Annotated in this window: 32 protein-coding genes and 2 pseudogenes; 25 read left to right on the forward strand and 9 right to left on the reverse strand. The window is 44.2% G+C overall.

Annotation, left to right across the window (positions count from 1 at the left end; translation table 11 throughout):
* The first annotated feature begins 84 nt into the window (after window positions 1-84).
* The 9 genes and pseudogenes from AC0VYI_RS09550 (at window position 85) to AC0VYI_RS09590 (ending at window position 6,371) form a co-directional block, all read left to right on the forward strand.
* The gene (locus AC0VYI_RS09550) at window positions 85-381 is read left to right on the forward strand and encodes a DUF3024 domain-containing protein (RefSeq protein ID WP_475448949.1); all 297 of its coding nucleotides are present in this window, start codon (window positions 85-87) and stop codon (window positions 379-381) included.
* A gap of 50 nt (window positions 382-431) precedes the next feature.
* Window positions 432-656, forward strand: coding sequence for an addiction module protein (locus AC0VYI_RS09555; protein ID WP_475448951.1), 225 nt, complete (start codon window positions 432-434; stop codon window positions 654-656).
* A 261-nt stretch (window positions 657-917) separates the two neighbouring features.
* A complete protein-coding gene (gene tnpA, locus AC0VYI_RS09560; protein WP_475444519.1) occupies window positions 918-1,202 on the forward strand; it encodes an IS66 family insertion sequence element accessory protein TnpA in 285 nt (94 codons plus the stop codon).
* Window positions 1,202-1,546, forward strand: coding sequence for an IS66 family insertion sequence element accessory protein TnpB (tnpB, locus tag AC0VYI_RS09565; RefSeq protein ID WP_067021190.1), 345 nt, complete (start codon window positions 1,202-1,204; stop codon window positions 1,544-1,546). Before tnpA (AC0VYI_RS09560) ends, tnpB (AC0VYI_RS09565) begins: the two co-directional genes overlap by 1 nt.
* A 26-nt stretch (window positions 1,547-1,572) precedes the next feature.
* Window positions 1,573-3,030, forward strand: a complete 1,458-nt coding sequence (gene tnpC, locus AC0VYI_RS09570; RefSeq protein ID WP_475448953.1) for an IS66 family transposase — start codon at window positions 1,573-1,575, stop codon at window positions 3,028-3,030.
* A 465-nt stretch (window positions 3,031-3,495) separates the two neighbouring features.
* A complete protein-coding gene (gene ltrA, locus AC0VYI_RS09575) occupies window positions 3,496-4,746 on the forward strand; it encodes a group II intron reverse transcriptase/maturase (protein ID WP_475444583.1) in 1,251 nt (416 codons plus the stop codon).
* 67 nt (window positions 4,747-4,813) lie between these two features.
* Window positions 4,814-5,020, forward strand: a pseudogene (locus AC0VYI_RS09580) (transposase domain-containing protein); the annotation flags it as partial.
* 198 nt (window positions 5,021-5,218) lie between these two features.
* Window positions 5,219-5,454 (forward strand): annotated as a pseudogene (locus AC0VYI_RS09585) (transposase); the annotation flags it as partial.
* A 173-nt stretch (window positions 5,455-5,627) separates the two neighbouring features.
* Complete coding sequence (locus tag AC0VYI_RS09590) at window positions 5,628-6,371, forward strand: metallophosphoesterase family protein (RefSeq protein WP_475448955.1); 744 nt, start codon at window positions 5,628-5,630, stop codon at window positions 6,369-6,371.
* A 92-nt stretch (window positions 6,372-6,463) separates the two neighbouring features.
* Here AC0VYI_RS09590 and AC0VYI_RS09595 read toward each other — a convergent pair whose 3' ends face one another.
* On the reverse strand, window positions 6,464-7,273 hold the full coding sequence (locus AC0VYI_RS09595) for an MBL fold metallo-hydrolase (RefSeq protein ID WP_475448957.1): 810 nt from the start codon (window positions 7,271-7,273) through the stop codon (window positions 6,464-6,466).
* A 21-nt stretch (window positions 7,274-7,294) separates the two neighbouring features.
* Complete coding sequence (locus AC0VYI_RS09600; protein WP_475448959.1) at window positions 7,295-7,420, reverse strand: hypothetical protein; 126 nt, start codon at window positions 7,418-7,420, stop codon at window positions 7,295-7,297.
* A 403-nt stretch (window positions 7,421-7,823) separates the two neighbouring features.
* Between AC0VYI_RS09600 and istA the strand changes: the two genes are divergently transcribed.
* The 11 genes from istA (at window position 7,824) to AC0VYI_RS09655 (ending at window position 15,562) form a co-directional block, all read left to right on the forward strand.
* Entirely contained in the window at window positions 7,824-9,356 is a 1,533-nt protein-coding gene (istA, locus tag AC0VYI_RS09605) for an IS21 family transposase (protein WP_475443430.1), read from the forward strand.
* A gap of 9 nt (window positions 9,357-9,365) precedes the next feature.
* Window positions 9,366-10,106: an IS21-like element helper ATPase IstB gene (gene istB / locus AC0VYI_RS09610; protein ID WP_475443432.1), complete on the forward strand. Its 741-nt coding sequence runs from the start codon at window positions 9,366-9,368 to the stop codon at window positions 10,104-10,106.
* A gap of 463 nt (window positions 10,107-10,569) precedes the next feature.
* Window positions 10,570-11,958 (forward strand): TrkH family potassium uptake protein, encoded by a 1,389-nt coding sequence (locus AC0VYI_RS09615; RefSeq protein WP_233407711.1) that lies wholly within the window; start codon window positions 10,570-10,572, stop codon window positions 11,956-11,958.
* Window positions 11,959-12,404: 446 nt separating this feature from the next.
* The gene (locus AC0VYI_RS09620) at window positions 12,405-12,836 is read left to right on the forward strand and encodes a GNAT family N-acetyltransferase (protein WP_475448961.1); all 432 of its coding nucleotides are present in this window, start codon (window positions 12,405-12,407) and stop codon (window positions 12,834-12,836) included.
* 146 nt (window positions 12,837-12,982) lie between these two features.
* Complete coding sequence (locus tag AC0VYI_RS09625) at window positions 12,983-13,381, forward strand: MazG-related protein (protein ID WP_475448963.1); 399 nt, start codon at window positions 12,983-12,985, stop codon at window positions 13,379-13,381.
* 275 nt (window positions 13,382-13,656) lie between these two features.
* Window positions 13,657-13,875, forward strand: a complete 219-nt coding sequence (locus AC0VYI_RS09630; protein ID WP_475448965.1) for a hypothetical protein — start codon at window positions 13,657-13,659, stop codon at window positions 13,873-13,875.
* Window positions 13,868-14,272, forward strand: a complete 405-nt coding sequence (locus AC0VYI_RS09635) for an HAD family hydrolase (protein ID WP_475448967.1) — start codon at window positions 13,868-13,870, stop codon at window positions 14,270-14,272. Before AC0VYI_RS09630 ends, AC0VYI_RS09635 begins: the two co-directional genes overlap by 8 nt.
* 251 nt (window positions 14,273-14,523) lie before the next feature.
* Window positions 14,524-14,700, forward strand: coding sequence for a hypothetical protein (locus AC0VYI_RS09640; RefSeq protein WP_475448969.1), 177 nt, complete (start codon window positions 14,524-14,526; stop codon window positions 14,698-14,700).
* A gap of 45 nt (window positions 14,701-14,745) precedes the next feature.
* Window positions 14,746-15,030 carry an IS66 family insertion sequence element accessory protein TnpA gene (gene tnpA / locus AC0VYI_RS09645; RefSeq protein ID WP_475443565.1) on the forward strand — a complete coding sequence of 95 codons (285 nt, stop codon included), beginning with the start codon at window positions 14,746-14,748 and terminating at the stop codon, window positions 15,028-15,030.
* Window positions 15,030-15,374 (forward strand): IS66 family insertion sequence element accessory protein TnpB, encoded by a 345-nt coding sequence (gene tnpB / locus AC0VYI_RS09650; protein ID WP_475444461.1) that lies wholly within the window; start codon window positions 15,030-15,032, stop codon window positions 15,372-15,374. Before tnpA (AC0VYI_RS09645) ends, tnpB (AC0VYI_RS09650) begins: the two co-directional genes overlap by 1 nt.
* A gap of 26 nt (window positions 15,375-15,400) precedes the next feature.
* Window positions 15,401-15,562, forward strand: a complete 162-nt coding sequence (locus AC0VYI_RS09655) for a hypothetical protein (RefSeq protein WP_475443561.1) — start codon at window positions 15,401-15,403, stop codon at window positions 15,560-15,562.
* 23 nt (window positions 15,563-15,585) lie between these two features.
* Here AC0VYI_RS09655 and tnpC (AC0VYI_RS09660) read toward each other — a convergent pair whose 3' ends face one another.
* Genes tnpC (AC0VYI_RS09660) through tnpA (AC0VYI_RS09670) form a run of 3 tightly spaced genes read right to left on the reverse strand, consistent with a single transcriptional unit; the run spans window position 15,586 to window position 17,860 of the window.
* Window positions 15,586-17,205, reverse strand: a complete 1,620-nt coding sequence (gene tnpC / locus AC0VYI_RS09660) for an IS66 family transposase (protein WP_475443559.1) — start codon at window positions 17,203-17,205, stop codon at window positions 15,586-15,588.
* A 26-nt stretch (window positions 17,206-17,231) separates the two neighbouring features.
* The gene (tnpB, locus tag AC0VYI_RS09665) at window positions 17,232-17,576 is read right to left on the reverse strand and encodes an IS66 family insertion sequence element accessory protein TnpB (RefSeq protein WP_067021190.1); all 345 of its coding nucleotides are present in this window, start codon (window positions 17,574-17,576) and stop codon (window positions 17,232-17,234) included.
* Window positions 17,576-17,860 carry an IS66 family insertion sequence element accessory protein TnpA gene (gene tnpA / locus AC0VYI_RS09670; protein WP_475443557.1) on the reverse strand — a complete coding sequence of 95 codons (285 nt, stop codon included), beginning with the start codon at window positions 17,858-17,860 and terminating at the stop codon, window positions 17,576-17,578. Before tnpA (AC0VYI_RS09670) ends, tnpB (AC0VYI_RS09665) begins: the two co-directional genes overlap by 1 nt.
* Before the next feature lie 96 nt (window positions 17,861-17,956).
* Here tnpA (AC0VYI_RS09670) and thrS point away from each other — a divergent pair, with 96 nt between their 5' ends.
* On the forward strand, window positions 17,957-19,021 hold the full coding sequence (gene thrS / locus AC0VYI_RS09675) for a threonine--tRNA ligase (protein ID WP_475448972.1): 1,065 nt from the start codon (window positions 17,957-17,959) through the stop codon (window positions 19,019-19,021).
* A gap of 58 nt (window positions 19,022-19,079) precedes the next feature.
* Here thrS and AC0VYI_RS09680 read toward each other — a convergent pair whose 3' ends face one another.
* Entirely contained in the window at window positions 19,080-19,880 is an 801-nt protein-coding gene (locus tag AC0VYI_RS09680) for a M48 family metallopeptidase (RefSeq protein WP_475448973.1), read from the reverse strand.
* Between the two features lie 266 nt (window positions 19,881-20,146).
* Between AC0VYI_RS09680 and AC0VYI_RS09685 the strand changes: the two genes are divergently transcribed.
* Together AC0VYI_RS09685 and AC0VYI_RS09690 are read left to right on the forward strand one after the other, a co-directional pair.
* The gene (locus AC0VYI_RS09685) at window positions 20,147-20,836 is read left to right on the forward strand and encodes an AHH domain-containing protein (protein WP_475448975.1); all 690 of its coding nucleotides are present in this window, start codon (window positions 20,147-20,149) and stop codon (window positions 20,834-20,836) included.
* Between the two features lie 11 nt (window positions 20,837-20,847).
* Window positions 20,848-21,441, forward strand: a complete 594-nt coding sequence (locus AC0VYI_RS09690; protein ID WP_475448977.1) for an imm11 family protein — start codon at window positions 20,848-20,850, stop codon at window positions 21,439-21,441.
* A 255-nt stretch (window positions 21,442-21,696) separates the two neighbouring features.
* Here AC0VYI_RS09690 and AC0VYI_RS09695 read toward each other — a convergent pair whose 3' ends face one another.
* The 3 genes from AC0VYI_RS09695 to AC0VYI_RS09705 all read right to left on the reverse strand — a co-directional run bounded on the left by AC0VYI_RS09695 (window position 21,697) and on the right by AC0VYI_RS09705 (window position 23,908).
* Complete coding sequence (locus AC0VYI_RS09695) at window positions 21,697-23,052, reverse strand: IS5 family transposase (RefSeq protein WP_475447843.1); 1,356 nt, start codon at window positions 23,050-23,052, stop codon at window positions 21,697-21,699.
* Window positions 23,053-23,312: 260 nt separating this feature from the next.
* Window positions 23,313-23,555 (reverse strand): hypothetical protein, encoded by a 243-nt coding sequence (locus AC0VYI_RS09700; RefSeq protein ID WP_475448979.1) that lies wholly within the window; start codon window positions 23,553-23,555, stop codon window positions 23,313-23,315.
* Window positions 23,552-23,908: a Tse2 family ADP-ribosyltransferase toxin gene (locus tag AC0VYI_RS09705; RefSeq protein WP_475448981.1), complete on the reverse strand. Its 357-nt coding sequence runs from the start codon at window positions 23,906-23,908 to the stop codon at window positions 23,552-23,554. Before AC0VYI_RS09705 ends, AC0VYI_RS09700 begins: the two co-directional genes overlap by 4 nt.
* A 409-nt stretch (window positions 23,909-24,317) precedes the next feature.
* Between AC0VYI_RS09705 and AC0VYI_RS09710 the strand changes: the two genes are divergently transcribed.
* Both AC0VYI_RS09710 and AC0VYI_RS09715 read left to right on the forward strand, forming a co-directional pair.
* On the forward strand, window positions 24,318-25,295 hold the full coding sequence (locus AC0VYI_RS09710) for a dipeptidase (protein WP_199478513.1): 978 nt from the start codon (window positions 24,318-24,320) through the stop codon (window positions 25,293-25,295).
* 71 nt (window positions 25,296-25,366) lie between these two features.
* Entirely contained in the window at window positions 25,367-25,912 is a 546-nt protein-coding gene (locus tag AC0VYI_RS09715) for a DUF5943 domain-containing protein (RefSeq protein WP_475448983.1), read from the forward strand.
* Window positions 25,913-25,940: the final 28 nt, after the last annotated feature.

Below are 25,940 nucleotides of genomic sequence, written 5' to 3' on the forward strand. Positions count from 1 at the left end.
TCACGAATTTTGTTTGCCAAAATGTAAAGCCATATATTTTTCAACTGTTCTTTGCGCTATATCACAGGAGAAGAATCAAGTTTTATGGCGTTAAGCGAGTTCGAAATTCACAAAATGAAAAAGGCAGGTGACGCCTTTTTAGAAAAGAAAAGACCTCCTATTCAAATTAGGAATCAATTAGATCTGGGTTGGCGTTTAGAAAACCAGTCTGTTTATATCTACGAAATGCGTCCGGTTTGGAATAATCCATCCGAATATCAAACTGAACTCAATAGGGTCGCCCATAAGTCAGCCTGTGCCACCTATAAGTCAGCTGGTGTCGTTGATTTCTGTTCATACGAAACTCTTAAAATCAACGACTCTGGCTTTATTGGTTACTAGGTACTCATCTGTGTCAAAATTGAGTCATAGAAGAACGAGAGGTTTTTTTCATGAATCTCCAGAAAATTGAAGACGAGGCGCTACACCTCCCTAAAAAGGAGCGAGTTCTATTGATTCAGCGACTGTTAATGAGTCTGGAGTCTTCGTCAGAAGAGGAGCTTAAGTCAGATTGGTTGCTTGAGGCCCGACGAAGAGGCGAAGAGCTTGATGATGGCTCAGTTCAGGCCGTTCCCGGTGAAGGTGTTATGAGAAAGGCTAGAGCACTGATCAAATGAACTATTCGTTTCACCCAGCAGCGGAAGCCGAATTCCTAGAATTCAGTGGTTTTTTACGAATCAAAAGTTCCGGGATTGAGTGGTGCCTTCATAAAGGAGTTTGAGGCCTTGGCCTATTTAATTGGCGAGTCACCAAAAGCTTGGCGAGTTGAACTGCCGCCAGAGAGTAAGCGTTCATTCTACGCCGTTATTTCATCCCATCTTTTCGCACTCTAAACTGGACTCCGTTTTCATCTCATAACCGATAACGGAGTCCAACCCATGACCAAACCCTATACCCGTCGTTCTTCTTCTGAATGGCAACAAATCATTGACGATCAAGCCGAGTCTGGCTTATCCGCCCCTCAATACTGCGAACAGCATCAGGTGAGTTACGCCAGTTTTAGTAAATGGCGTCAGCATTTTTCGGGAACTAAAGCCTCGCCAGATTCTAGTCACTCAGACTTTATCGATCTCAGTCAGGTGCCCACTCTCTCAGGTACTGGACGTTGGAACATTACCTTGTGTTTAGGTGATGGTGTTGAGCTTCGATTGAATCGTGACTGATGTTCCTGCCCGATCCCAATGCTAAAATTTGGTTGCATACCCAACCCACAGATATGCGTAAATCCTATCGTGGCTTATTAGGGCTGATCAAACAACACCTCAAAGAAAACCCACTCATCGGGTATTTTGTCTTCATTAACCGGCGCAAAACCCAGATGAAAATCCTCTATTTTGACACCTCTGGTTATTGCATTTGGTGTAAACGACTGTCGCAGGGGCAGTTCAATTATGCGTCATCAGAAAACGCTAAACACGCCCTAAGTGTGATTGAATTGCAGCACCTCTTAGCGGGCATAAAAGTCGAAAAATATCGTCAATTTAAACGCTACAAGCGAGCATCATGACAAGTTGGATGGTATAATCCAACCCCATGAATGACGCCACTTACCGACCTATTTTACCCTTCAAAAACATCGACTTGCTTCACACGAATGAGGTCGAAAAACTGCGTGCTGAAAACGAAGCTATGTCTTCAAGAATCCGCCAATACGAAGCGGAAGTGCACATGCTAAAGCGTGAGTTATTTGGGCCGAAAAGCGAACGTCGTACCTTACTCACACCAGATCAACAAGCCCTCGCTGATATCGTGGGTCCGATGTCAGCCGAACCAACCCGCGTAGAAGAAGAGTCTATCGTTGAGAAGGACAAACCTGAGTCTGCCAATGTTCGTGGCAAAGCGCCCAAGTTTCGTAAAGGCAATGAAATTAACATCACCGGATTGCGTTTTGATGAGTCTATACCGGTTCGTGAAAAGGTTATCTTAGCGGACGAATTACAAGGCCCCAATGCGCACGAATACGAAGAAGTCGGCTTCAAAGACGTCAGCCGCATCGTACAAAAAACCAGTGCCTATGAAGTCGTCATCACCAAACGTCAGGTGGTGAAGCACAAAACCAGTAAACAGCTCATTACCGCGCCACAGCCGGATCTGATTTTTGACAGTTCCCTCGCGGATGTGAGTTTTATCGTTGGCTTACTGGTTAATAAGTTCTTGTATCACTTACCCCTTTATCGTCAACACCAACAGCTTAGCGCTTCCGGCATCACCCTCAGTCGTGCAACGCTCACAAACCTCACCAAACGCGGGATCGAACTGTTACGACCCATTGTGGTAGAGCAACTGATTAGTGTGCTGGACAGCAAGGTACTGGCCATGGATGAGACACCGATAAAAGCCACCCGCCAGCCTGGGGTAGGCAACCAACCCGGCAAAATGAAGCAAGCGTATTTTTGGCCCATCTATGGCGAGCAGGACGAAGTGGTGTTTACCTTCTCCCAAAGCCGTGGCATGAAACACATCCAAGACTTACTGGATCATGTTTGGCAGGGTACCTTACTGACCGATGGTTATGCCGCTTACAGTCGTTACGAAGCCACCTCACCGGAGGTCACTCATGCTCAGTGTTGGGTGCACATGCGTCGTCAGCTACTGAAAGCCGAAATGGAAGAAACCGAGGCCGTCACCCACGCGCTGAACCTGATTGCCGCCTTGTACCAGTACGAAAGCCATATCAAACAGAAAGGTTGGTCAGATGAGAAAAAACAAGATTACCGAGTGCAACACAGTAAGCCCTTAGTGGATCAATTTTTTGCCTTCTGCGAAGAACAAACCCAACGGGCTGACCTATTACCAGACGATACCTGGATGAAAGCGTTGAACTACACCTTAAAGCGCAAACGCCAACTGATGGTCTTTTTGGAAAATCCAAACGTTGCCATGGACACCAACCACCTAGAGCGAGAGATAAGACCCATCCCAATGGGTAAGAAGAATTGGCTCTGTGTGTCACGAAGGAGACATTATGAAGTAGAACAGATTGCAGCATAATGAATCCATGCTCTAAGTTGGATGGAGGAAGGTCCTCCGATCAGGATGTTCAGGCGCACTGATCAAACTACCTGATGCTGCTGTTGATTAAGGTCTTCGGTAGTGAGCGACTCAGGAAAAGGCGGAAATACTACCGTCATGTGAGCCTGGAAGAGTCGAACGAAAGTGAACTGTTAGAAGAAGCATCGAAATCTTAGGTGATGTCAAAAAGGGGTTGTACAGCCACCCCCTGATAAGTGTAGTGGATACCTGATTACTGACTACATGGCATCCGGTGTTAAGGCAGCGAGACTTCCAGACAGGCCAGCTTAGGGAACGTGAGAACCTACTGCTAGCACGTATCATAGAGTAGGGACGGACAGACTCGTAGTAGTGTCGAATGCGCTGTAATGGCGCTGGAGCGAAGGGGTCTGGGTCGCCGAATTGGTTAGAACACAACTTTTTTTTTAAGAGGATGACGTTTTAATGCAAGGCAAAGCATTTGAGATTCCCAAGTCTCTCGTGTGGCAATCGTATAAATCGGTCAAGCGCAATAAAGGTACGCCGGGTTGTGATGGCCAAACAATGACGCAATTTGATCGCAACAGAGACCGTAATCTTTATAAGATATGGAATCGTTTGTGTTCTGGTAGTTACCTACCGCCACCGGTTCGTGAAAAGCGAATTCCTAAAGCGGATGGTTCAGACAGAATACTGGGTATTCCAACAATCAGTGATCGTATCGCACAAGGGGCAGTCAAGATTTATTTGGAAACGCGACTAGATAAGCTATTTCATCATAGCTCATTTGGTTATCGTCCCAATCGATCAGCACATATGGCGTTAACGCAATGTGAGCGTAACTGTCGCTTTAAAAGCTGGGTATTAGAGGTAGATATTAAGGCCTTCTTTGACCACGTTAGCCATGATCTGGTGGTGAAAGCGTTAGAACACCACGATATGCCACGTTGGGTAATATTGTACTGTCGTAGGTGGATGGAAGCCCCCGTGACGGACTCAAGCAAAGCTAATACCCTAACCCAGAGTGCGCGTGGTACGCCACAAGGCGGCGTTATCTCGCCCATTTTGGCGAACCTATTTCTTCACTATGCCTTTGATCAATGGATGGACAAACATTGGTGTTATGTACCGTTTGAACGGTATGCAGACGACATAGTATGTCATTGCAGTCGAATGTCAGAGGCGGTGAAGTTAAAGGAAGCGATCCAACGACGAATGGAAGAAGTGGGATTGAGTATCAATGAGAGCAAATCGAATGTGGTCTACATAGATACGTTTCCACGCCATAATGTAAAGAAAGTCTTCACGTTCCTAGGCTATGACTTTAAGGTTAGAACGCTTAGGCGAAAAGACGGTTGTTTGTTCAGAAAATGTGCTGCGGGTGCCTCAATGAGCGCCATGAAACGAATCACTAAAACGATTACGTCGTGGCGAATACATCGATCATCTGGAGCCACATTGAAAGAACTTGCACAGAGGTACAATGCCTCGCTAAGAGGTTGGATATACTACTATGGCAAGTTCTGGTATCGACATTTTAGCTATCGTCTCTGGTCTGTTTTTCAATCAAGATTGATTAAATGGGCAAGGTGCAAGCTGAAAATCGGTACGCGAGAAGCGGAGCGCAAGCTTGATCAAGTACGTAAAAGCATGCCAACGCTTTTTGCTCATTGGGAATTACTTCGTGCATCAAATGTGCGACCAAGAGCCGTATGACGGGAGACTGTCACGTACGGTTCTGTGAGCAGCTTGGGGGCGAAACTCCCCCTTGCTGACTCGACTCTGTTGGACAGAACTGGGCGCCGAACATGTCGGCATCATCCAAAGCTTGATCAGCACCTGCAAGCTGCACGACATCGACCCCAACGTCTACCTGACGGATGTCCTACAACGAGTCAGCCAGCATCCAGCCAAAGACATCGCGGACTTAACACCAATACGATGGAAGCAACTGTTCGCAGACAACCCGTTGAAATCGCCCTTACTCTGAGTCAGTGGCTGTCAATGACTCCCTAGAATGAACGCTTACGCCAGAGATTCGTAGAGCTCCCCTTCATAAATTTCCGCTATCCATCGTTTACCGAGAGATACTTGGCGGTTTTCAAGTTTGACGATTTTTCTCAGTGTTGTGTATTTAACCAGTGCATTTCTTATGTAAGAGAGGCTTTATCATGCCTAGAGCCAGTAAGTTAGTTTACAAGATACGTCTTACTATCACTGTGTCTCTCGTTGTGTTCGTAGGGCGTTTTTGTGTGGAGAAGATCCGGTCTGATGCAAGCTTTGAGCCACCGACGTGGCTGGGTTGAAGAGCGTTTGTTATTCTTAGCCAGTGTCTTTGCTATCGATGTTTGTGCCTATGCGGTAATGAGTAATCACCTTCATGTGGTGTTGCATATCAATGTAGAAAAAGCGGCGAAGTGGTCTACATGATGTGTCAAGGTCTAAAATGGCACGGCAATGAACCCGAACTGTATCTTAAGACCATTGAGCAGTTTTTTCCGTCGAGGAAAAAGACCAGTATGATTGTTTTTCGGGTAGGTAATATAGCCTACTAATTAACTTGCCCCTTATTTGGGTGTGTACTCTCAGAGGTGTAAATGAGAATTGCCGTTTTATCAGACATTCATAGCAACGTATTTGCCTTGGATGCCGTCATCAAAGATGTAAAGAAGCGCTCCGTAGACCTCAAAGCCAATCTCGGCGATATTTTTTATGGTCCCATTGCGCCAAAATTTACTTATGAACTTTTAATGGAGCATGATTTTCTTACCATTTCCGGCAATCAAGACCGCCAAATCTATGAATCCACTCAGGATGAAATTGCAGAAAACCCAACAATGCAGTTTATTTTGCAAGACTTGGGGCCAGAGCCTCTAAATTGGATGAAGTCTTTGCCTTTTGATATGCAGGTGAATGAAGACATCTATTTTTGTCATGGAACGCCTAAAAGCGATTTAGTTTATTTGCTGGAAGATGTAAGCAAAGGGTATGCTCTGCTTCGTTCAGATGAAGAGATACTACGTTTGCTTGATGGGCAAGCGTCTAATCTTGTATGTTGCGGCCACACTCACCTTCCCAGAGCGGTAAACCTTAGCAGTGGCCAAACGATTGTTAATCCTGGCAGTGTTGGACTGCAAGCGTATACTGATCAAGAGCCTGTCGTGCATTCTATGGAAAATTTCTCTCATTATGCCTCGTACTCTATTGTCGAAAATATTGCTTCTAAATGGTCTGTTCAAAACATTAGAGTTCCTTACGATTATCAGAAAGCCGTGAATGAATCGAAAAAAAGAAATCGAATGGACTGGGTGCATTTTATTTCGACGGGGCGACGGATATAACAAACCAGTAGGCTGAATGAATTTTACTTTGCCTCAAATTATCTCAGCTTGGGGGTAGGGTAAGCGTATATAGATTGGTTACATGGCTTTCCCTAAACCTTTTTTAACTCACCTGATTTGTTCAGCTGGTACTCGTCAAGGTCATTGGCAAGATATAGCTTACCTGAGTAACAAGCTTTGGCTTCTTGGTAAATATCCTCTATGGAGGGGGAGGCGTTGGGGTTGGATTGGTAGCGCGGGCTAAAGTGTGTCAGCACTAAATTAGGAATATTGGTACGCTGAGCAAATTCCGCTACCTGCTCAGCATAACTATGACCATAGCTATTTCCCGCTTTTTCGGCGATTTCCTTTGTATAAGTGGCTTCATGAACAAGCACGTTTGCCCCGTGACTAAATTGCGATAGCCGTTCAGGCTGGTCATTATCTCCTGCAATAATCATTTTGCGTGGGTGCTTATCGTATAGCAGGTAGTCGTTACTGCTGAGCAATTTGCCATTATGCTCAATATCCTGCCCCTTTTTTAATTGTCCCCAAAGTGGGCCTCTAGGGATGCCATGTAACGCCAACTTCTCAACGTCCAAACTAGGGTTGATATCTTTCTCAGTAAAGCTATAGGCATAAGATGGTACTCTATGGGAAAGCGCTTCTGTCTCCACTCGTACGTTTCTGAAATCGACAGACGGTAAATCATCTGAGCCTATGAACTCTAATGCAAACGGCAAATATAACTGGGTATGCCGTTGCGTGGCCTCGACCCATTCTTTCACGCCACTTGGTGCAATAATCTTCAAAGGCTCTTTTCGGCCACTCATTCCCGCGCTTGCGAGAATGCCCGGTAGACCATAGCAGTGATCACCATGAATATGGGTGATAAAGATGGCTTGCAAGGAGTTGGCCGACAAATTGGTATGCAGAATTTGATGCTATGTTCCTTCCCCGCAATCGATAAGATACCAACCACTTCCTTTGCCTTCACGAACGGCGATGCCCGTCACATTCCTAGTTTTAGTAGGAACACCGGATGACGTTCCAAGAAACACTATATTCATTAAAACCTACCCTAATCGCTACCAGCACTTGCTGAGAGATCTAAAAAGCAGTGTAAAGATACAGGCTATTTTTACTTTGGCAAATAAAATGCTCATTACTGTGAACGAAATATCACTTAATATGTTGATTTTTCATAGTATTTTAATACAAATGGTGGAAAATCTGAAATAGTTGCATATACCGGAGCAATCCGGACACCCATTCCGATATAACTCGGACACCCATTCCGTTTTTATCCGGACACCTATTACGCTCTAAACCGGACACTTTTTGGCTTTCCCCGGAATCCCTGTCCGGATTAGCGTAAACCCTGTCCGGATTCACCGGAATCCCTTCGTTTTCTCTTTTAAATCAATCGCTCACTACACTTGGTTACACCTAATACGTTGCCAGGAAGTGATCATGACCAGAAAGAGAACCTCAATGACCAATATTAAAGAGATTTTGCGTCTCAAACATGAGTGCCATTTATCCACGCGGCAGATTGCTTCTTGTTTGAATGTCGGCCGCTCTACCGTGTCCGATGTCCTGACTCGTTTCAAACAAAGTGACTATTATTGGCCCCTTGCCAGTGACGTTTCCGATACCGATCTGTCTAAAGCGCTGTATCAAGAAAAACCGGCTAATCGCCTGAAAGTGATGCCGGACTTTGCGTACTTTTTTATCGAACTCAAGCGCAAAGGGGCGACGAAGCAATTGTTGTGGGAAGAATATGTTGCCGAGCACCAAGAGCGCACTTATGGCTACAGCCAGTTCTGCGAGTACTTCCGTCGTTGGCTCGCCACACAAAAACGCAGTATGCGTCAACTCCATACCGCAGGTGACAAGTTATTCATTGATTATTGCGGACCGACTATCCCGATCGTCAATCCGGAAACGGGCGACGTTCGCCACTCACAAGTGTTTGTCGCCACACTGGGAGCGTCTAACTACACCTACGTTGAAGCCAGCGAAAGTCAAAAGCTGGAGCATTGGCTACAGTGTCACGCCAATGCGTTTGAACACTTCGGTGGCGTTCCCGCTTTATTGGTGCCAGACAACTTAAAAGCTGCCGTGACAAAAACAGATCGTTATGAGCCGAAACTCAACGACAGTTATCGTCAGTTAGCGCATCACTATCAAACCGCCATTATGCCGGCTCGTCCCTATAAACCCAAAGACAAAGCCAAGGCCGAAAATGCGGTTCTGATTGTCGAACGCTGGATCATGATGCGCCTTCGTCATCGCACCTTCCATACCCTAAGAGAGCTGAATAATGCGGTTCGAGAGCTGATGAACGCTCTGAACCAACGGCCGATGCAAAAGATTGGCGTGAGTCGCCAAGCCCTTTTTGACACCCTCGATAAACCCGCGTTGAAACCGTTACCGATGCAGAAGTATGTCTACACAGAACATAAACGCGCCAAAGTGGGACCGGATTACCACATTGAGTACGCAAAGCATTATTACTCGGTACCGCATCAGCTTGTGGGTCAATATGTGACGCTGGAAGCGACGTCGCAGATCATACAAATCTTCCATCAAGGTCAGCCCGTCTCGTCTCACCCAATCAGCCGAAAAGACTATGGTCTGAGCACCCACATGGAACATATGCCGAGCCATCATCAACATCAAAAATGGTCACCAGAACGCTTAATCGGATGGAGCAAGCAGATTGGTGTCGCCACCGAAAACGTCATCAAACAACAGATCCTGTCCAAAGCCCATCCAGCCCAAGCCACTCGTCGCTGTCTTGGCATACTGAGTCTCGCGCGCAAACATGGGGATGTCCGCCTAGAGCAAGCCTGTCAGGATGCCTTACTGGTCAACAAACCTTCTCTGCGCTTTATCCGAAATCTGCTCGATCATCATCGGGAAGGCACACTGTCTCTTCCTTCTGACTCGACACCCGACACCCCGCACAGCAATGTTCGCGGGCCACACTGCTACCACTAGGAGAACAACATGAATCACCTGACTGAACAACTCAAAATGCTGCGACTGAGTCATGCCGTTACCGCGTTAGAACAACAACGAGAACAGTTAACCACCTATGGAGAACTGGACTTCGAGCAACGTCTCACACTGCTCCTTGACAGTGAGCTGCTAGGCAGAAATCATGGCAAAATCGAACGGCTCAAACGACAAGCAAAACTGCGCGTAGAAGCCAGCGCCAGCCAACTACTCTACAAAGAAGGGCGTGGACTAAAGCGCATCCAACTAGGAGAACTGTTGACAGGAGGTTACCTGCAAAAGCATCAAAATATCCTCATCACAGGCCCAACGGGCGCGGGCAAAACCTATGTTGCCTGCGCCCTTGCCTCACAGGCGTGCGAGCAACTTTATAGCGTTCGCTATCTGCGCCTGAGTCGACTGCTGGATGACCTCAGCCTTGGCCGCTTAGACGGCACCTATCAAAAACAACTTGCCGCCCTCGCCAAAAAGCAGCTGCTGATACTCGATGACTGGGGGATGGAAAAACTCAGTGCCGATCATGCAGGCCATTTATTAGAGCTTTTAGAAGATCGTTACCAAACCAGCAGCACGATCATGATCAGTCAACTGCCAGTGAAAGAGTGGTACAACATGATAGGCAATGCCACGGTTGCGGACGCTTTACTGGACCGTTTAATCCACAACAGTCACCGCATAGAACTAGGAGGAGAATCGATGAGAAAACTGGCGCAATCCGGACACATGGAGTAAAACTAGAGACTGAGAAAATGAAGAGAAAAAGGTGTCCGGATTAAAACGGTACCGGTGTCCGGAATCAGCGGAATATGCAATAGTCAGGGAGCCATTGTGATCAGCGGAGCACTCAGGGGACGAACATCTTTTAGGCCAGCTGACCTTATGATGTGTTTGAATCGAAAAAGGCGTTGACCTTGGTGACTGATGGCTGTCGCTGTCCCTTTCTTCAAGGGGCTAGGGCGGGGGGATTTGGTGTTTTTAGTCGAGTTAACGTTTTACTCAGGTCTTTATCGGTATTTTTTACGGTTTTTTTACGGCTATTCTCGTTCTTTTTCTAGATATTTTATGCCTTAAAAATTTATTATAGCTCGCACTAATGTAAAGGCTCACAGGAGCAGGTTTGTAGATGGGAAATAGTTCTAGGTTTAGCACAATATTGCATTTGTGCAGTTTTTTGGTGCTTCTTTATAGTCTCTCTATGCTGGTTCCCATTCTTATCAGCTTTATCTACGGAGAAAATGAGCTACATGCTTTTTTGATTACGTTTGCTATTGCTTTTTCGATTGGTTTGATAGGCTGGAAAGCAACGGATGGTGGTGATAAGAACCTAAGAACCCGAGATGGCTTTATGGTTGCTGTTATTTTCTGGGTTAGCTTTTCTATCATTAGTACCTTGCCCTTGTACCTTGATCGTCGTCTTGGTCTGTCAATGACGGATGCTCTTTTTGAAGGGATCTCAGGCATTACAACGACAGGGGCGTCTGTTCTTAGTCACATTGATACTTTGCCTAAGTCCATTTTGTATTATCGTGCTCAACTCAACTTTCTTGGTGGACTAGGGATCATCGTTTTAGCGGTTGCCGTCATGCCGTTTCTGGGGATAGGGGGAGCAAAGCTTTATCAGTCTGAAATGCCTGGCCCTATGAAAGAGGAGAAATTGACACCTAGGCTGGCTGATACCGCTCGTAACTTATGGGTGATTTATACAGCAATGGCTGTATTGTGTGGATTGTCCTATTACGCTGCAGGGATGAACTGGTTTGATGCCTTGTGTCATAGTTTATCGACAGTGTCTCTGGGGGGATTCTCTACCCATGACGACAGTTTAGGATATTATCATAGCGCACCGATTGAGATAGTGGGCGGCGTGTTTTCCATTTTAGCGGCACTTAACTTTTCTCTTTATTATATCGTTATTTTGAATCGCAGCTTTAAGCCTATTTTTAAAAATTCGGAAGTCCGTTTTTTTATTTTAGTCTTATTTATTATAGTCAGTATTGTGTGTCTTGAGTTGTACCGAACAGGCACGTTTGATGCTAAAGACTCGCTTGTTCATGGGTTTTTCCAAGCTGTGTCCATTATGACGGATAATGGACTAGGGGCGGCGAATTTCCCCCATTGGCCTGCTCAAGTTGTGTTGCTACTTATGGGGGCGAGTTTTTTTGGCGGTTGTGTTGGCTCTACTTGTGGTGGTATCAAGGCAATGCGTTTTCTCCTCCTGTACCGCCAAGGTTCAAGAGAAATCGATCAGTTGATCCATCCAAATGCTGTTTATCAAATCAAGGTTGGGGGTGACTCTGTCTCCGATAGGGTAATTCAGTCGGTATGGGGGTTGTTCTTTCTCTTTATTTTCTTTTCTTGCGCCTTTATATGGGGATTAGTCGCAATGGGGTACGACTTACCCACTGCATTTGGCACAGTCGCTGCCTGTATCAATAATATGGGGTTTGGCTATGGTGAGACGGCATCTGGTTTTGGTGGTTTGACAGATCCAGCAAAATGGTTGATGTGTGTTGCGATGATCTTTGGTCGTTTGGAGATTTTCCCCGTTCTTATCGTATTATCTCGAACCTATTGGCGCTTCTAATACTCTCTTGTTACTTGATGTATGAAGCGGTGATTTGTTCAACTGATACTCGTTAAGGTCATTGGTAAGATATAGACTGAGACTTTTGCACGACTACTGTGCTTGCCAATACTTTGTTAAAAACAGACTCAAAATGCTCATTTATCGCTATAAACTCCGCTTTCTCGTCTGTTTTTGCCGCGTCTTGGCGTCGCTCGTGACATCGTGCAAAGGTCTCAGACTACCTGTATAACAAGCTTTGGCCTTATGAATAAACACGTTTGCCCCATGGCAATTTATCGCTGAGTAGTCTGTAACGACTGTGATGGGCATCTTATTAGTGTTCAAAACGCCCAAATCCACTTTCTTGCATTCAAGAAAAGTATGATATGTTGAATCATACGAGCCTGTGTTATTGAGCCGTTAACATACTCATTTATTCCATCTAGCTGTTAAAGGGAGAAAAAGTGGAAGTCCAACTTTTAGAGAAAAACTCTGATTATGCATCCGTACTGGAAGTGTTGTTACAACTTCGTACGACTTATAATGTCGATTCTTTGTCTGCTCAAATCGACAAACAGCAATCGAATGGCTATCAAGTCGTCTATGTTAAATCATCAGAGGGTGTGTTGGCTGTCGCTGGGTTCAGCGTTGGTGAAAAACTCGCGTGGGGTAAACATATTTACATCGAAGATTTGGTTACCAACACTGAGTTTCGTTCCCGTGGTGTGGGTAAGTTTTTAATGGATTGGTTCAAATCCTATGCTTTGGAAAATGGTTGTGGACAAATTCACTTAGATTCTGGTGTTCAGCGTTTTCCCGCACATAAGTTTTATTTACGTGAAGGTTTCAATATTGCAAGTCATCACTTTTCAATGGTTGGCATACAAAAAAGCTAACTGAGGGCTTTAGCCAGTTTGTATATCAGACGTTTTTACCATCAGATGAATAAGGTCTCTAGATAAGTGATAGAGTGAAAAACGTTTTGAGTTGGCTTAAGGGAATATTGTAGTCAGAAGGTATCGACTACCAGATTGTTGGAGGTTTGGCGGCAACCATTCACGGCGGCAGTCGAGAGGTTGCCGATATTGACTTGTATATCCGTAATTCAGACGCCAACAAACTGTTAACTAGGGTTTCTTCATATCTTGCAAAGCCTTTAATGCGCTACACTGAATATGGCTGGGATTTAGAGTATTTTCAGCTAATCTATCATTCACAAAAAATAGAAATTGGCTTATCTCAGGAGACTCAAATTCAATCTGCCGTCGATGGCTCGTGGCACAGGTTGGAAATAGATTTTTCTAAATCAATACCATTATGCTATCAAGGCATCGAAGTCCCCGTTATCCCTAAAGACGAATTAATTAAATATAAACGTTTACTTAACAGGGAAGTGGGTATAATCGATATACAAGAGCTAACCTTAAATTCAGCGTTATAAAATAGACTGATATGCGCAAAAATTAATAATTATAAAAAATGAACGATTTATATGAATATCAAGAGAATGCGATTTAGATTAAAGAGTATTCCATTCGTCATGCTGGTACAAAATTTTATTCTAAAGTGACATTAGTACTCACGGTGAATAGTCGATGGTTTAAAGAAAATAAAAAGTCATTTTTTTGACATAACGTCTCGATAAAATCCTCAGTAAGATTGGTTTTTCTATGATGGGCTGCTATACGGCTGTGCCAATATGACGAAGGTGAATAGATGCAACTAGGCAACGTTAAGAACGTCGTGTTTGATATAGGCAATGTGATGGTTCGTTGGTCTCCTATCGAGGTAGTAAGGTTGACTTTCGGTGACATGGAAGATCTGGAGCAGTATGCAAAAGACCTTTTCCATAGTCGTATCTGGGCGGACCTGAATAAAGGACTAGTGACTGAAGCAGAACAAGCATCAATATCAGGCGTCCATGGGGTTGTCTGAGTTAGAGTGTGAGCGACTGTTTTATTATGTCAAACACTCCCAGATTTTGTTGTTTGGATCCGTCGATTTGCTGAAACGTGTGAAAGCGGCAGGCTATGGTGTTTACGCACTCACCGATAATGTGGTTAAGACGGTGGAGTATCTACAGTCGACTTATGATTTTTGGTCAGAATTTGATGGTGTCGTTGTATCAGCTAATATTGGTGTTATGAAGCCTCAAGCAGAAATTTACCAGTTATTGTTGTGTCAATATGACTTAACAGCCTCTGAAACCGTTTTTATCGATGATATGTCCTATAACGTAGAAGGGGCTGAAGCGGTTGGTATGTCAGCCATACAATTTAAAAATGCAGAGCAATGTGAGTTAGCGTTAAAGGAACTCGGGCTGAGCTTCTAGACGGATCGGTACCATTTATTTTTAGTTGTTGTCATCATGACGTTTAAGTGATAAAAATATTGGTTATGAACCGATTATTTTGTTTTTTCAAAGGCAACACCGCTACCACCACGACCACAAGGTTGTTTGGAGGGTAGTTGCTGTTTGATTAAAAAAGCCCTCTGAGCGAATTGCCAGAGGGCTTTTTTAATGTCTATTTCTTGTTATTCGCTCAGAGTTTTTCACTCAATGTCTTTCATTAGGAGAAAGAAATGAAAACTCATCGCGAACTAGCAGAACAGCTCGATCTATTTCACTCAGAACAGCAAGCCCCCGGAATGCTTTTTTGGCACCCGAATGGCTGGCATTTGTTCCAAAAGATACAAGAACATATGCGACGTAAGCGTTCATTCTACGCCGTTATTTCATCCCATCTTTTCGCACTCTAAACTGGACTCCGTTTTCATCTCATCACCGATAACGGAGTCCAACCCATGACCAAGCCTTATATCCGCCGCTCTTCCTCTGAATGGCAACAAATCATTAATGATCAAACCAAGTCTGGCTTATCCGCCCCTCAATACTGCGAACAGCATCAGGTGAGTTACGCCAGTTTTAGTAAATGGCGTCAGCATTTTTCGGGAACTAAAGCATCGCCAGATTCTAGTCACTCAGACTTTATCGATCTCAGTCAGGTGCCCACTCTCTCAGGTACTGGACGTTGGAACATTACCTTGTGTTTAGGCGATGGTGTTGAGCTTCGATTGAGTCGTGACTGATGTTCCTGCCCGATCCCAATGCTAAAATTTGGTTGCATACCCAACCCACTGATATGCGTAAATCCTATCGTGGCTTATTAGGGCTGATCAAACAACACCTCAAAGAGAACCCACTCATCGGGTATTTTGTGTTCATTAATCGACGCAAAACGCAGATGAAAATTCTCTATTTTGACACCTCGGGTTACTGCATTTGGTGCAAACGCTTGGCTCAAGGTCAGTTCCATTACCAAGAATCAGCGAACGATAAATACGCCCTCAGTACACTGGAATTACAGCATCTGTTGGCGGGTATAAAAGTCGAAAAATATCGTCAATTTAAACGCTACAAGCGAGCATCATGACAAGTTGGATGGTATAATCCAACCCTATGAATGATGCCTCTTATCGACCTATTTTACCGTTTAAAAACATCGACTTGCTTCACACGAATGAGGTCGATAAGTTACGTGCCGAAGTCGAGGCCATGTCTGTCACTATCCGCCAATATGAAGCGGAAGTTCGCCTGTTAAAGCGTAAGCGTTCATTCTAGGGCTATCATTGATAGCCACTGACTCAGAGTAAGGGCGATTTCAACGGGTTGTCTGCGAACAGTTGCTTCCATCGTATTGGTGTTAAGTCCGCGATGTCTTTGGCTGGATGCTGGCTGACTCGTTGTAGGACATCCGTCAGGTAGACGTTGGGGTCGATGTCGTGCAGCTTGCAGGTGCTGATCAAGCTTTGGATGATGCCGACATGTTCGGCGCCCAGTTCTGTCCAACAGAAGAGCCAATTCTTCTTACCCATTGGGATGGGTCTTATCTCTCGCTCTAGGTGGTTGGTGTCCATGGCAACGTTTGGATTTTCCAAAAAGACCATCAGTTGGCGTTTGCGCTTTAAGGTGTAGTTCAACGCTTTCATCCAGGTATCGTCTGGTAATAGGTCAGCCCGTTGGGTTTGTTCTTCGCAGAAGGCAAAAAATTGATCCACTAAGGGCTTACTGTGTTGCACTCGGTAATCTTGTTTTTTCTCATCTGACCAACCTTTCTGTTTGATATGGCTTTCGTACTGGTACAAGGCGGCAATCAGGTTCAGCGCGTGGGTGACGGCCTCGGTTTCTTCCATTTCGGCTTTCAGTAGCTGACGACGCATGTGCACCCAACACTGAGCATGAGTGACCTCCGGTGAGGTGGCTTCGTAACGACTGTAAGCGGCATAACCATCGGTCAGTAAGGTACCCTGCCAAACATGATCCAGTAAGTCTTGGATGTGTTTCATGCCACGGCTTTGGGAGAAGGTAAACACCACTTCGTCCTGCTCGCCATAGATGGGCCAAAAATACGCTTGCTTCATTTTGCCGGGTTGGTTGCCTACCCCAGGCTGGCGGGTGGCTTTTATCGGTGTCTCATCCATGGCCAGTACCTTGCTGTCCAGCACACTAATCAGTTGCTCTACCACAATGGGTCGTAACAGTTCGATCCCGCGTTTGGTGAGGTTTGTGAGCGTTGCACGACTGAGGGTGATGCCGGAAGCGCTAAGCTGTTGGTGTTGACGATAAAGGGGTAAGTGATACAAGAACTTATTAACCAGTAAGCCAACGATAAAACTCACATCCGCGAGGGAACTGTCAAAAATCAGATCCGGCTGTGGCGCGGTAATGAGCTGTTTACTGGTTTTGTGCTTCACCACCTGACGTTTGGTGATGACGACTTCATAGGCACTGGTTTTTTGTACGATGCGGCTGACGTCTTTGAAGCCGACTTCTTCGTATTCGTGCGCATTGGGGCCTTGTAATTCGTCCGCTAAGATAACCTTTTCACGAACCGGTATAGACTCATCAAAACGCAATCCGGTGATGTTAATTTCATTGCCTTTACGAAACTTGGGCGCTTTGCCACGAACATTGGCAGACTCAGGTTTGTCCTTCTCAACGATAGACTCTTCTTCTACGCGGGTTGGTTCGGCTGACATCGGACCCACGATATCAGCGAGGGCTTGTTGATCTGGTGTGAGTAAGGTACGACGTTCGCTTTTCGGCCCAAATAACTCACGCTTTAGCATGTGCACTTCCGCTTCGTATTGGCGGATTCTTGAAGACATAGCTTCGTTTTCAGCACGCAGTTTTTCGACCTCATTCGTGTGAAGCAAGTCGATGTTTTTGAAGGGTAAAATAGGTCGGTAAGTGGCGTCATTCATGGGGTTGGATTATACCATCCAACTTGTCATGATGCTCGCTTGTAGCGTTTAAATTGACGATATTTTTCGACTTTTATGCCCGCTAAGAGGTGCTGCAATTCAATCACACTTAGGGCGTGTTTAGCGTTTTCTGATGACGCATAATTGAACTGCCCCTGCGACAGTCGTTTACACCAAATGCAATAACCAGAGGTGTCAAAATAGAGGATTTTCATCTGGGTTTTGCGCCGGTTAATGAAGACAAAATACCCGATGAGTGGGTTTTCTTTGAGGTGTTGTTTGATCAGCCCTAATAAGCCACGATAGGATTTACGCATATCTGTGGGTTGGGTATGCAACCAAATTTTAGCATTGGGATCGGGCAGGAACATCAGTCACGACTCAATCGAAGCTCAACACCATCACCTAAACACAAGGTAATGTTCCAACGTCCAGTACCTGAGAGAGTGGGCACCTGACTGAGATCGATAAAGTCTGAGTGACTAGAATCTGGCGAGGCTTTAGTTCCCGAAAAATGCTGACGCCATTTACTAAAACTGGCGTAACTCACCTGATGCTGTTCGCAGTATTGAGGGGCGGATAAGCCAGACTCGGCTTGATCGTCAATGATTTGTTGCCATTCAGAAGAAGAACGACGGGTATAGGGTTTGGTCATGGGTTGGACTCCGTTATCGGTGATGAGATGAAAACGGAGTCCAGTTTAGAGTGCAAAAAGATGGGATGAAATAACGGCGTAGAATGAACGCTTACTATGCGACGCTGTTATCGCCAATATGGTTTTAAAGAAGTGCGTACGCCTCAGCTTATGAAAAAGTCCCTGTGGCAGGTTTCAGGTCATATGGCTATGTATGCAGACGATATGTTCTTTGGTGGCGAGCAAAACGGTGATCAAGAATATGCGTTGAAACCGATGTCTTGTCCTGCTCATATACTGATGTATAAACGAGGTGTACACAGCTACCGAGATTTACCACTTAGGCTGTTTGAATTTGGTTTAGTGCATCGTAATGAATCGTCTGGGTCGTTAAATGGTAGCCTACGTTTACGACAGTTTACTCAAGACGATGCCCATGTTTTTTGTGCTTGGTCTCAGGCTAAACAAGAAATATGCTTATTTCTTAAGCGCGCTAAACAAATTTATAACGACTACGGTTATCAAGCCTTAGAGGTGAAGATCTCCACTCAACCAGAGCAGGCTCTAGGTGATGAGGCGACTTGGCGCCGCGCGGAGGAGATACTTAAGTCGGCTTGTCAGGCAGAAAAGGTACCCTATGAAATCCAAGTCGGTGAGGGGGCGTTTTATGGGCCGAAAATAGAGCTAGCATTACAAGACGCCATGGGAAGAATTTGGCAATGTGGAACGGTCCAATTGGACTTCAATTTGCCAGAGCGCTTTGCCCTAGAATTCAATAATGACCAAGGCGAAGTGGAACGCCCCATTATTTTGCACCAAGCAGTATATGGCTCGATAGAACGATGGATCGGCATACTGCTAGAAGTGTCGCAAGGTGTATTGCCTGAATGGGTGCATCCACAACCCGTTGCATTAGTGACAGTGGATGATTCCGTCTTAGACTACGCTAATCAAATACGCGTCAACCTAGAGCAACAAGATATCAACGTTTTATGTGAGTTTGGTGAGCATTCTGTTGGTCGTAAAATTAAACGCGGCTTTGAGCTGAAAATCCCCAATATCATTATCATTGGCGCGCAAGAAGCCAAAACAGCGAGCCTCTCTATCCGGCGGGGTAAGCAGATAGAGGTCATCAAGGAAAACGAACTGGTGTCGTTTTTGAAAGCCAAACAAGGTAGATAAAAGGGGCGTATTATGACCAGCGAAACCAGATAGGCCGCCAAGCAATTGGCGGCCTTTTCTATGCGCTGCATTGCGCCTGTTTATGTTTCGCGACCAAGGCTTCATAAATGGCGAGGTTGTTAGGCATATTGTTTCGTAAGTGTTGAATACGAGAAGCATTGGCAGGGTGGGTCGATAATAATTCAGGTGTTTGACTGGTACTGCCTTTACTCATGTTTTGCCATAATTTAACGCTTTCTCTCGGATCAAACCCCGCTTTTGCCATGTATTGTAAGCCGAGTAAATCCGCTTCTGATTCTTGTGTTCGGCTAAACGGCAAAATGATACCGATTTGCGCCCCAATACCTAAGGCTTGGAAAAGTGCTGTTTTCTCGGCGGATTCTTCACCACTGACTTGATAGCCTAAGGATAATAATTGGCTCGTGACGAGTTGTGTTGATACTCGTTCATTACTGTGTCTTGCTATCACATGGCCGATCTCATGACCAATGACTGCAGCTAATTGGGATGGGTTTTTCGCAACTTTCAGTAGCCCTGTGTATACCCCAATTTTATAACCCGGTAAGGCAAATGCATTAACCTGCTTATCGTTAAATAATACCACTTCCCATTTTTGATTGCGGTACGGGGCGGGTAAAACTGCAATGATGGTGTCTGCAACGCACTGCACTTCTTGGTTGAGTTTTGCATTAGAAGAAGCTGGTGTTTCTTGTTTCATAGATGAAAAAGATGCTACTCCCATTTTATTCATCTCGCTATCAGGTAACACCGCAAACTGCTTACGCCCTGTTGGAGATGAACTGCAACCTGAGATGGCGACCAACATCACCACCAGTATCACCTTAGAAAAAAACGACATAACCTGCATCTAATACCGCCTTGTAAAACTGCATGGATTGTTGGAATAGCAAACATTATAGAGAAGGCGGCCTAAATGTGGCAACGCCGCTGTTTGGCGAGATGCTATGGCGTTTCAAAATCATTGATTGTAACCAAAAGAATCGTCCCATTCTGGCCTCTTGTGGAAGGGACTTAATTCATCAGGGTGGAGTAGACTGGCGGTTCTAAGCCACTGAGTTTGAACGGAAGGACTAGCTGGTAAACTGCTATCTTGAGGAGATTACTTTGCAACCATTCACTATCTATCCTCAACCTGATCGCCCATCTAATCCTACTCCTCTAGAAATGGCTATTTACAATTATGAGCTAAAAGCCAAAGCTTTTTATGACAAAAAAGCAAAACTGAAAGGTTCGAAAGATGCAGAAGTCATTAATAGATTAAATCAAGACTATAATCATCTTGAAAAAGAGCGTAAGAGGTTGGAGTCTATTACTGTGATACAAGAATCTTTAGACGCGTACAGAGCTGCTAACGAATTATCGGATGAAGAAACTTTATTTAAAGAAAATCACCATCCAACTACTAAACTTGCTAGATTTTTGACTGCGATTGGAGAGCCTAAGCCGACAGTTAAGCATGAAGCTCATCATATAATTCCAGGAAAAGGTCGTTTCGTAGCAATGCCTCTGCTTAGAGCTCGCTTACAATTACATGCTCATGGAATAGGGATCAATGATCCTATGAATGGGGTGTGGTTATATGGTACTGAGAAGGGTAAAGATTTTGATTGGGCAACGGCTGATACTATTTCCCATCGACGTCTACATAGACATAACTATGAGTTGTGGATATCGGATACATTAAGAGTTCAAGTTAATAAAACCCAATATGTGAATTTGTTGAGACAAGTTAAATTAAAGATTAAAATGGGAACAATGCCACAGAATGTAATGATGCCTAAAAATAAGGCTTAGGATGGTGATTTTTGATTTACGTTCCAAGAAACTATGAAAATGTATGTGATATAATTGACTTTGACTATTTTAAAGTCGCGGAAAAAATCAAACCCAAAATGAGAAGTGGTATCAATCCATTACATTATTTGATGAATATACATCATGAAAATAATACTTTATCTGAGGTTTGGCCTGAGGCGATGCACTTTAACTATTTGCTAGATGCTAAGGAGGCCAACTTTGATATTAATATTCTTGCTGGTCTGATTGTTTTTAGCGAAAAAGCACATGATACATTATTCAAATTACTTTCTTTGTATGGTGAGTTTTTGAAAATTAATGTTGAAGGAGACTTAAAATACCTTTTCAATCCTCTTGTGTTTGGTGAAGAAGATTTGATTTTAAGTGAAAGGGATTATTTTGATGGGCTTCCTGTTGGCTATAAAAGCATTGTTTTTAAAAGTGATGATGTAGATAAAAAAGCTATTTTTAAGAGTAAGCTAGGAGGTGCGGAGTTTTATTGTAATGATGCATTTGTTAATGCCTACAATACCCACAGTTTAACCGGTATTAAATTTACACCTCTGGTTGATTTTACCTATAAAGAGTTCGTTGGTGTATAAATAGTATAATTGGGGTGTGAAAATTTTTTTTAATTCCTTTAAATGCTACTTTTTCTTTTACCCCAACCTATAATCAACTGCATCCTGATCTTCTCAAAGAAATATGTTGATGAAGCAAAGTTGTGTGATCTTGTGGCGTTTCAGAGTCGGTTAAGAATATCTTTTCACACCTCTAAAGCGAGTTGTATAAAACCTCGGACACACGTTTCTCGTTGAAAAAGATCTTTTACTTAGTCGCCCCTGAATAATGGCGCTTCAAGCAAGAAGCGCCATGCTATTTTTAGAATTTTCCGTTGGAAAAATTATTTTCAACCATAATCGCCTTAAAAATGCCCCAAAATATGGGGAGCAATAAAGCCACTTCAGTAGCTTACGTAGGTTCTGGCCACAGGCACTTAAGATCACGTTCATCGCATCGCCTAGTATGCCTTTTAAGAAGCACCGTCTGAGTTTACCATCGGATTTTAAATGACCGATGATAGGTTCTACACTGTTTCGTCTTCCCATCCAGCGTTTCTCTTTCTTGGGTACACCGCGTTTTTGACCTGTAACCAAGACTTTAATGTCTTCCACGCCCGATCCTTTATATCCTCGGTCAACAAAACAGGTTTCCGGTTTTTTTCCTGTCAGGGTTTCCACTTGTTGAAGTTGGTCTTTCAAGGTATGCCCATCATACGGATTACTAGGATAGCTTCTTGCGCCCACAATAAAGGATTCTTTAGCCGTCACAGCTATGCTGGCTTTCACACCAAACTCATAGCGTTTATGCGCTTTGCCTTTGGAGATACAGTCCACATTGGGTTCATGCAGGCTGTAGAGTTTGTTTTTACTCTGACGCGTTTGTTTTAGTAATCGATAAGCTTGGTTGAGAATGTCTTCTTGCTTTTGGGTAAGTGTTAATCCTTGTCGCTTTACTTGCCGATCAATGTCCCGCAATACCCGCCCTAAGAAGCCTTTGACTTGCTTAATCGCCTTTCTCATTCGTTTGTATTGTTTGGCATGCCCATAGCGTCCAATCTTTGGCATTAACTCATGGCAGGCTTTGTCATAGGTTTGTCTTAGTGTGATAGCGAGGTCTTTTGCCACTTGAGTGAGTTGCTGTCGTGCCTTGTTGTAGAGTTTGGCATCGGTTGGGAAGGTGATGTTTTTTTCTTGTACCGTGGTATCAACAATCACACGCTTTAGACTCGCAGACTTGATCACTTTTAGCTTTAGCCCCGCTTGTATTGTCTGAGTAAGCAGCCATTCACATCCTTCTTCTCCTAACCGTTTTCGCCATTTAACAAGACTGGTTGGATGGCACGGGAAGTCATGTTGAAAAAAGGTTTCGCCGCAAAAGTATTGGTAGTAAGGCGATTCAAGCCATTGCTCTAAGACCATTTCATCAGACAAATTATACAAATGCTGTAAATACAGTAGCCCTACCATCAAGCGAGTCGGCAGAGCCGCTGCGCCAACCGTCGCGAAATGCGTCCCCAATTCGGTATCCAACCGATCCCAATCCAGCACTTTAGCCAACCGAACGAGTGCATGGTTGGGGTTAATAATATCGATTAGCTGAGGCCGGAATAAATCCTTCTGCGGATCTTGCTTTGTTTGACGAGGCTTCATAAAAACTCACTGATTCTGCAACTTTTTAGGGCTAAAGCGCCATTATTGGCGAGATTTTAGTCCTTAGCATTATACAAAATACATTGCATTTCAATAGGTTGAAAATTATTCAGGGACGACCAGATAGGCCGCCAAGTAATTGGCGGCCTTTATTTAGTAGCATGAGCCTATTAGTTTTGTACTACTTAGGCAGAACGCTAACATACGGTATTTTGTTATAGCGGTCTGTCGATGGAGATGGAGTTTCTATGAGTGAATAATCATAAAACTTCTCTGCTAAAATCTTTTATTTGTTGGCCAAACAGCTCTACTGCTTGTTTTTCTAGCCTTTCTTTGAACCCAATAACCTCTAAATAATCATTTCCTGCGTCTGCTGCTTCATCTTCGTCTTTCGAGTGTTCGCAAATATACTTTAGGCGCGAGGCTTCTTGGTTAATAGACTCAAGAATAATTCTTGTTTCCCAGTCGCATAGGGAAATAGTAAGTTCTTTAATATATGTCATAATACAATCTGCTTTTTAAATACTTTTTGGCATTTTAGGGCCAATTTTGATAGTAGTCCTTTGAATTCGTCTAAGGGAATATTAGATGTTGGGGCTATGCTGTAATGTCCTGGTCGGTCATTTAGAAGTTTAAGGCCAACAGGAACAGATGTTCCTTTAGGTATTTTCCAAACCCATCCAGACATTGGTGTTGATTCAATACGGTCTTTAGTCGACAGGGAAATACCTTTACCATTTGCAATAACAACAAGAATACCGTTGATTTCAGTTGTATCTACATCCTTTGGCCGTCGAATATTATCTAGCCTTGGGCCTGTTGCATTGCCTAATCTAAATAAATCTTCTGGTGCCATGAATAAGTCTTCGACATTAATTCCTTTCTCCTTGTCTGTAGCTGATTTTTAATGCATTTCAAGAAATGCCCTAGCATCTTACTTCAACGAATGCTTATCCTAAGAATGTTTTAGTAAAAATAAAAGCGCGATAGCATAAAATTTACGCATTTTGCGGGTTCAGCTGCAACGCTCTTATTTCAAAAGACATAGATTGTAGCCTAGAAAAAAGCATAACCTTCCTCTTAAAAAAGATAAAGGGAGGGAATGTGTGATGCCCATTGGGGTGAAAGGGGGGGCTGTCGCGATTCGTCGCTTTTAGTCTACCTATAGTCGTTTCCAGCCATCTATCCCACCAACCGAGAAATTACACTGAGTTCATTGCTTATAACTAGATTAAAAGCCCCACACCGAGAGGTAAGGAAAAACAATGAACGCAGCAGAATTACATGATAACGCTATTGTGATCGATGGTTTGATTTGTGCGAATTGGAATCGTGAGTTGTTCGAAGACATGGCAAAGGGCAAGTTGACGGCCGCTAATTGTACTGTGTGCTTTTGGGAAAACTTTGAAGGTACGGTACGTAATATTGCCCAGATGAATCAGCTGATTGATACCAACAGTGATTTGCTGACCAAGGTTTACACAACCAAAGACATTTACCGCGCTAAAGAAGAAGGCAAAACAGGCGTGATGATGGGTTTTCAAAATGCTAACGCTTTTGAGGACCAAATCGGCTACGTGCAGATTTTTAAAGATCTTGGCGTGGGCATTGTGCAGATGTGCTACAACACACAAAACCTAGTAGGTACTGGCTGCTACGAGCGTGATGGGGGGCTCTCTGGCTTTGGTCGCGAAATTGTGGCTGAGATGAATCGTGTCGGCATGCTGTGTGATTTATCACATGTTGGTCCAAACACCGCTAAAGAAGTCATTATCGAGTCTAAAAAGCCGGTTGCTTACTCTCATTGCTTACCTTCTGGTCTGAAAGAACACCCACGCAATCGCTCCGACGAAGAACTTAAGTTTATTGCCGATAATGGCGGGTTTGTTGGGGTGACGATGTTTACACCGTTTTTAAAAGCGGGGGTGAATGCCACGGTTGACGATTATGTCGAAGCCATTCAATACATCTACAACATCGTAGGGGAAGATGCGATTGGCATTGGTACAGATTTTACTCAAGGCCATGGCGAAGACTTTTTTGAATACCTTACCCATGACAAGGGCTATGCCCGTCGGTTGACACGTTTTGGTGAGATCATTAATCCAAAAGGCATTCGTACGGTTGGTGAGTTTCCAAATTTGACGGAAGCCTTGTTAAAACATGGTTTTAGTGAGCGCCAAGTTTGCAAAATCATGGGTGAGAACTGGGTGAACTTGCTGCGCGAAGTCTGGGGCGAATAGTCACGCTACCCGCCGAAACTCAGTTAGATATGACAAGTTACAAAAAATAGACCGTTTAATGAGGAAGTAAAATGAGTTCACATGCCCCTGAAATGCCCATCCAAGTAGACGATGAAACCGGTGTTTGGACAACAGACGCTTTGCCTATGCTGTATGTGCCACGTCACTTTTTTGTTAATAACCATATGGGAATAGAGGATGAGATTGGTGCTGATCGTTACGCTGAGATCCTCTATAAAGCTGGTTACAAATCCGCCTATTTTTGGTGTGAACAAGAAGCCGAGTGCCATGGTTTTACGGGTGATGAAGTGTGGCATCACTATTTGAAACGCTTATCTCAACGTGGCTGGGGCTTTTTTATCACAGAGGCGTTAGATGTTGAAAAAGGCACTGCAAAAGTGCGTTTAGAAAATTCCGCTTTTGTTTATCACTACGAAAAAATCCACGGTAAAAAGGTCAACCGCAAGGTGGATTACATGTTTACTGGCTGGTTTGCTGGTGCGTTAGATCAAGTGGCTAAAAGTCAGGGGTTGACGATTCGCACTCAAGCGATCCAAACACAAAGCGCCGCAGAAGAAGGCTGCGATGTAGGGTATTTTGAAGTGTCTCCTCTGTAAATTTTCACAGCCAATGCGCTCGCAAAAC

This window comes from Marinomonas sp. 63XJN7_9_ISO-PGPR-S23-217, from assembly GCF_056173515.1.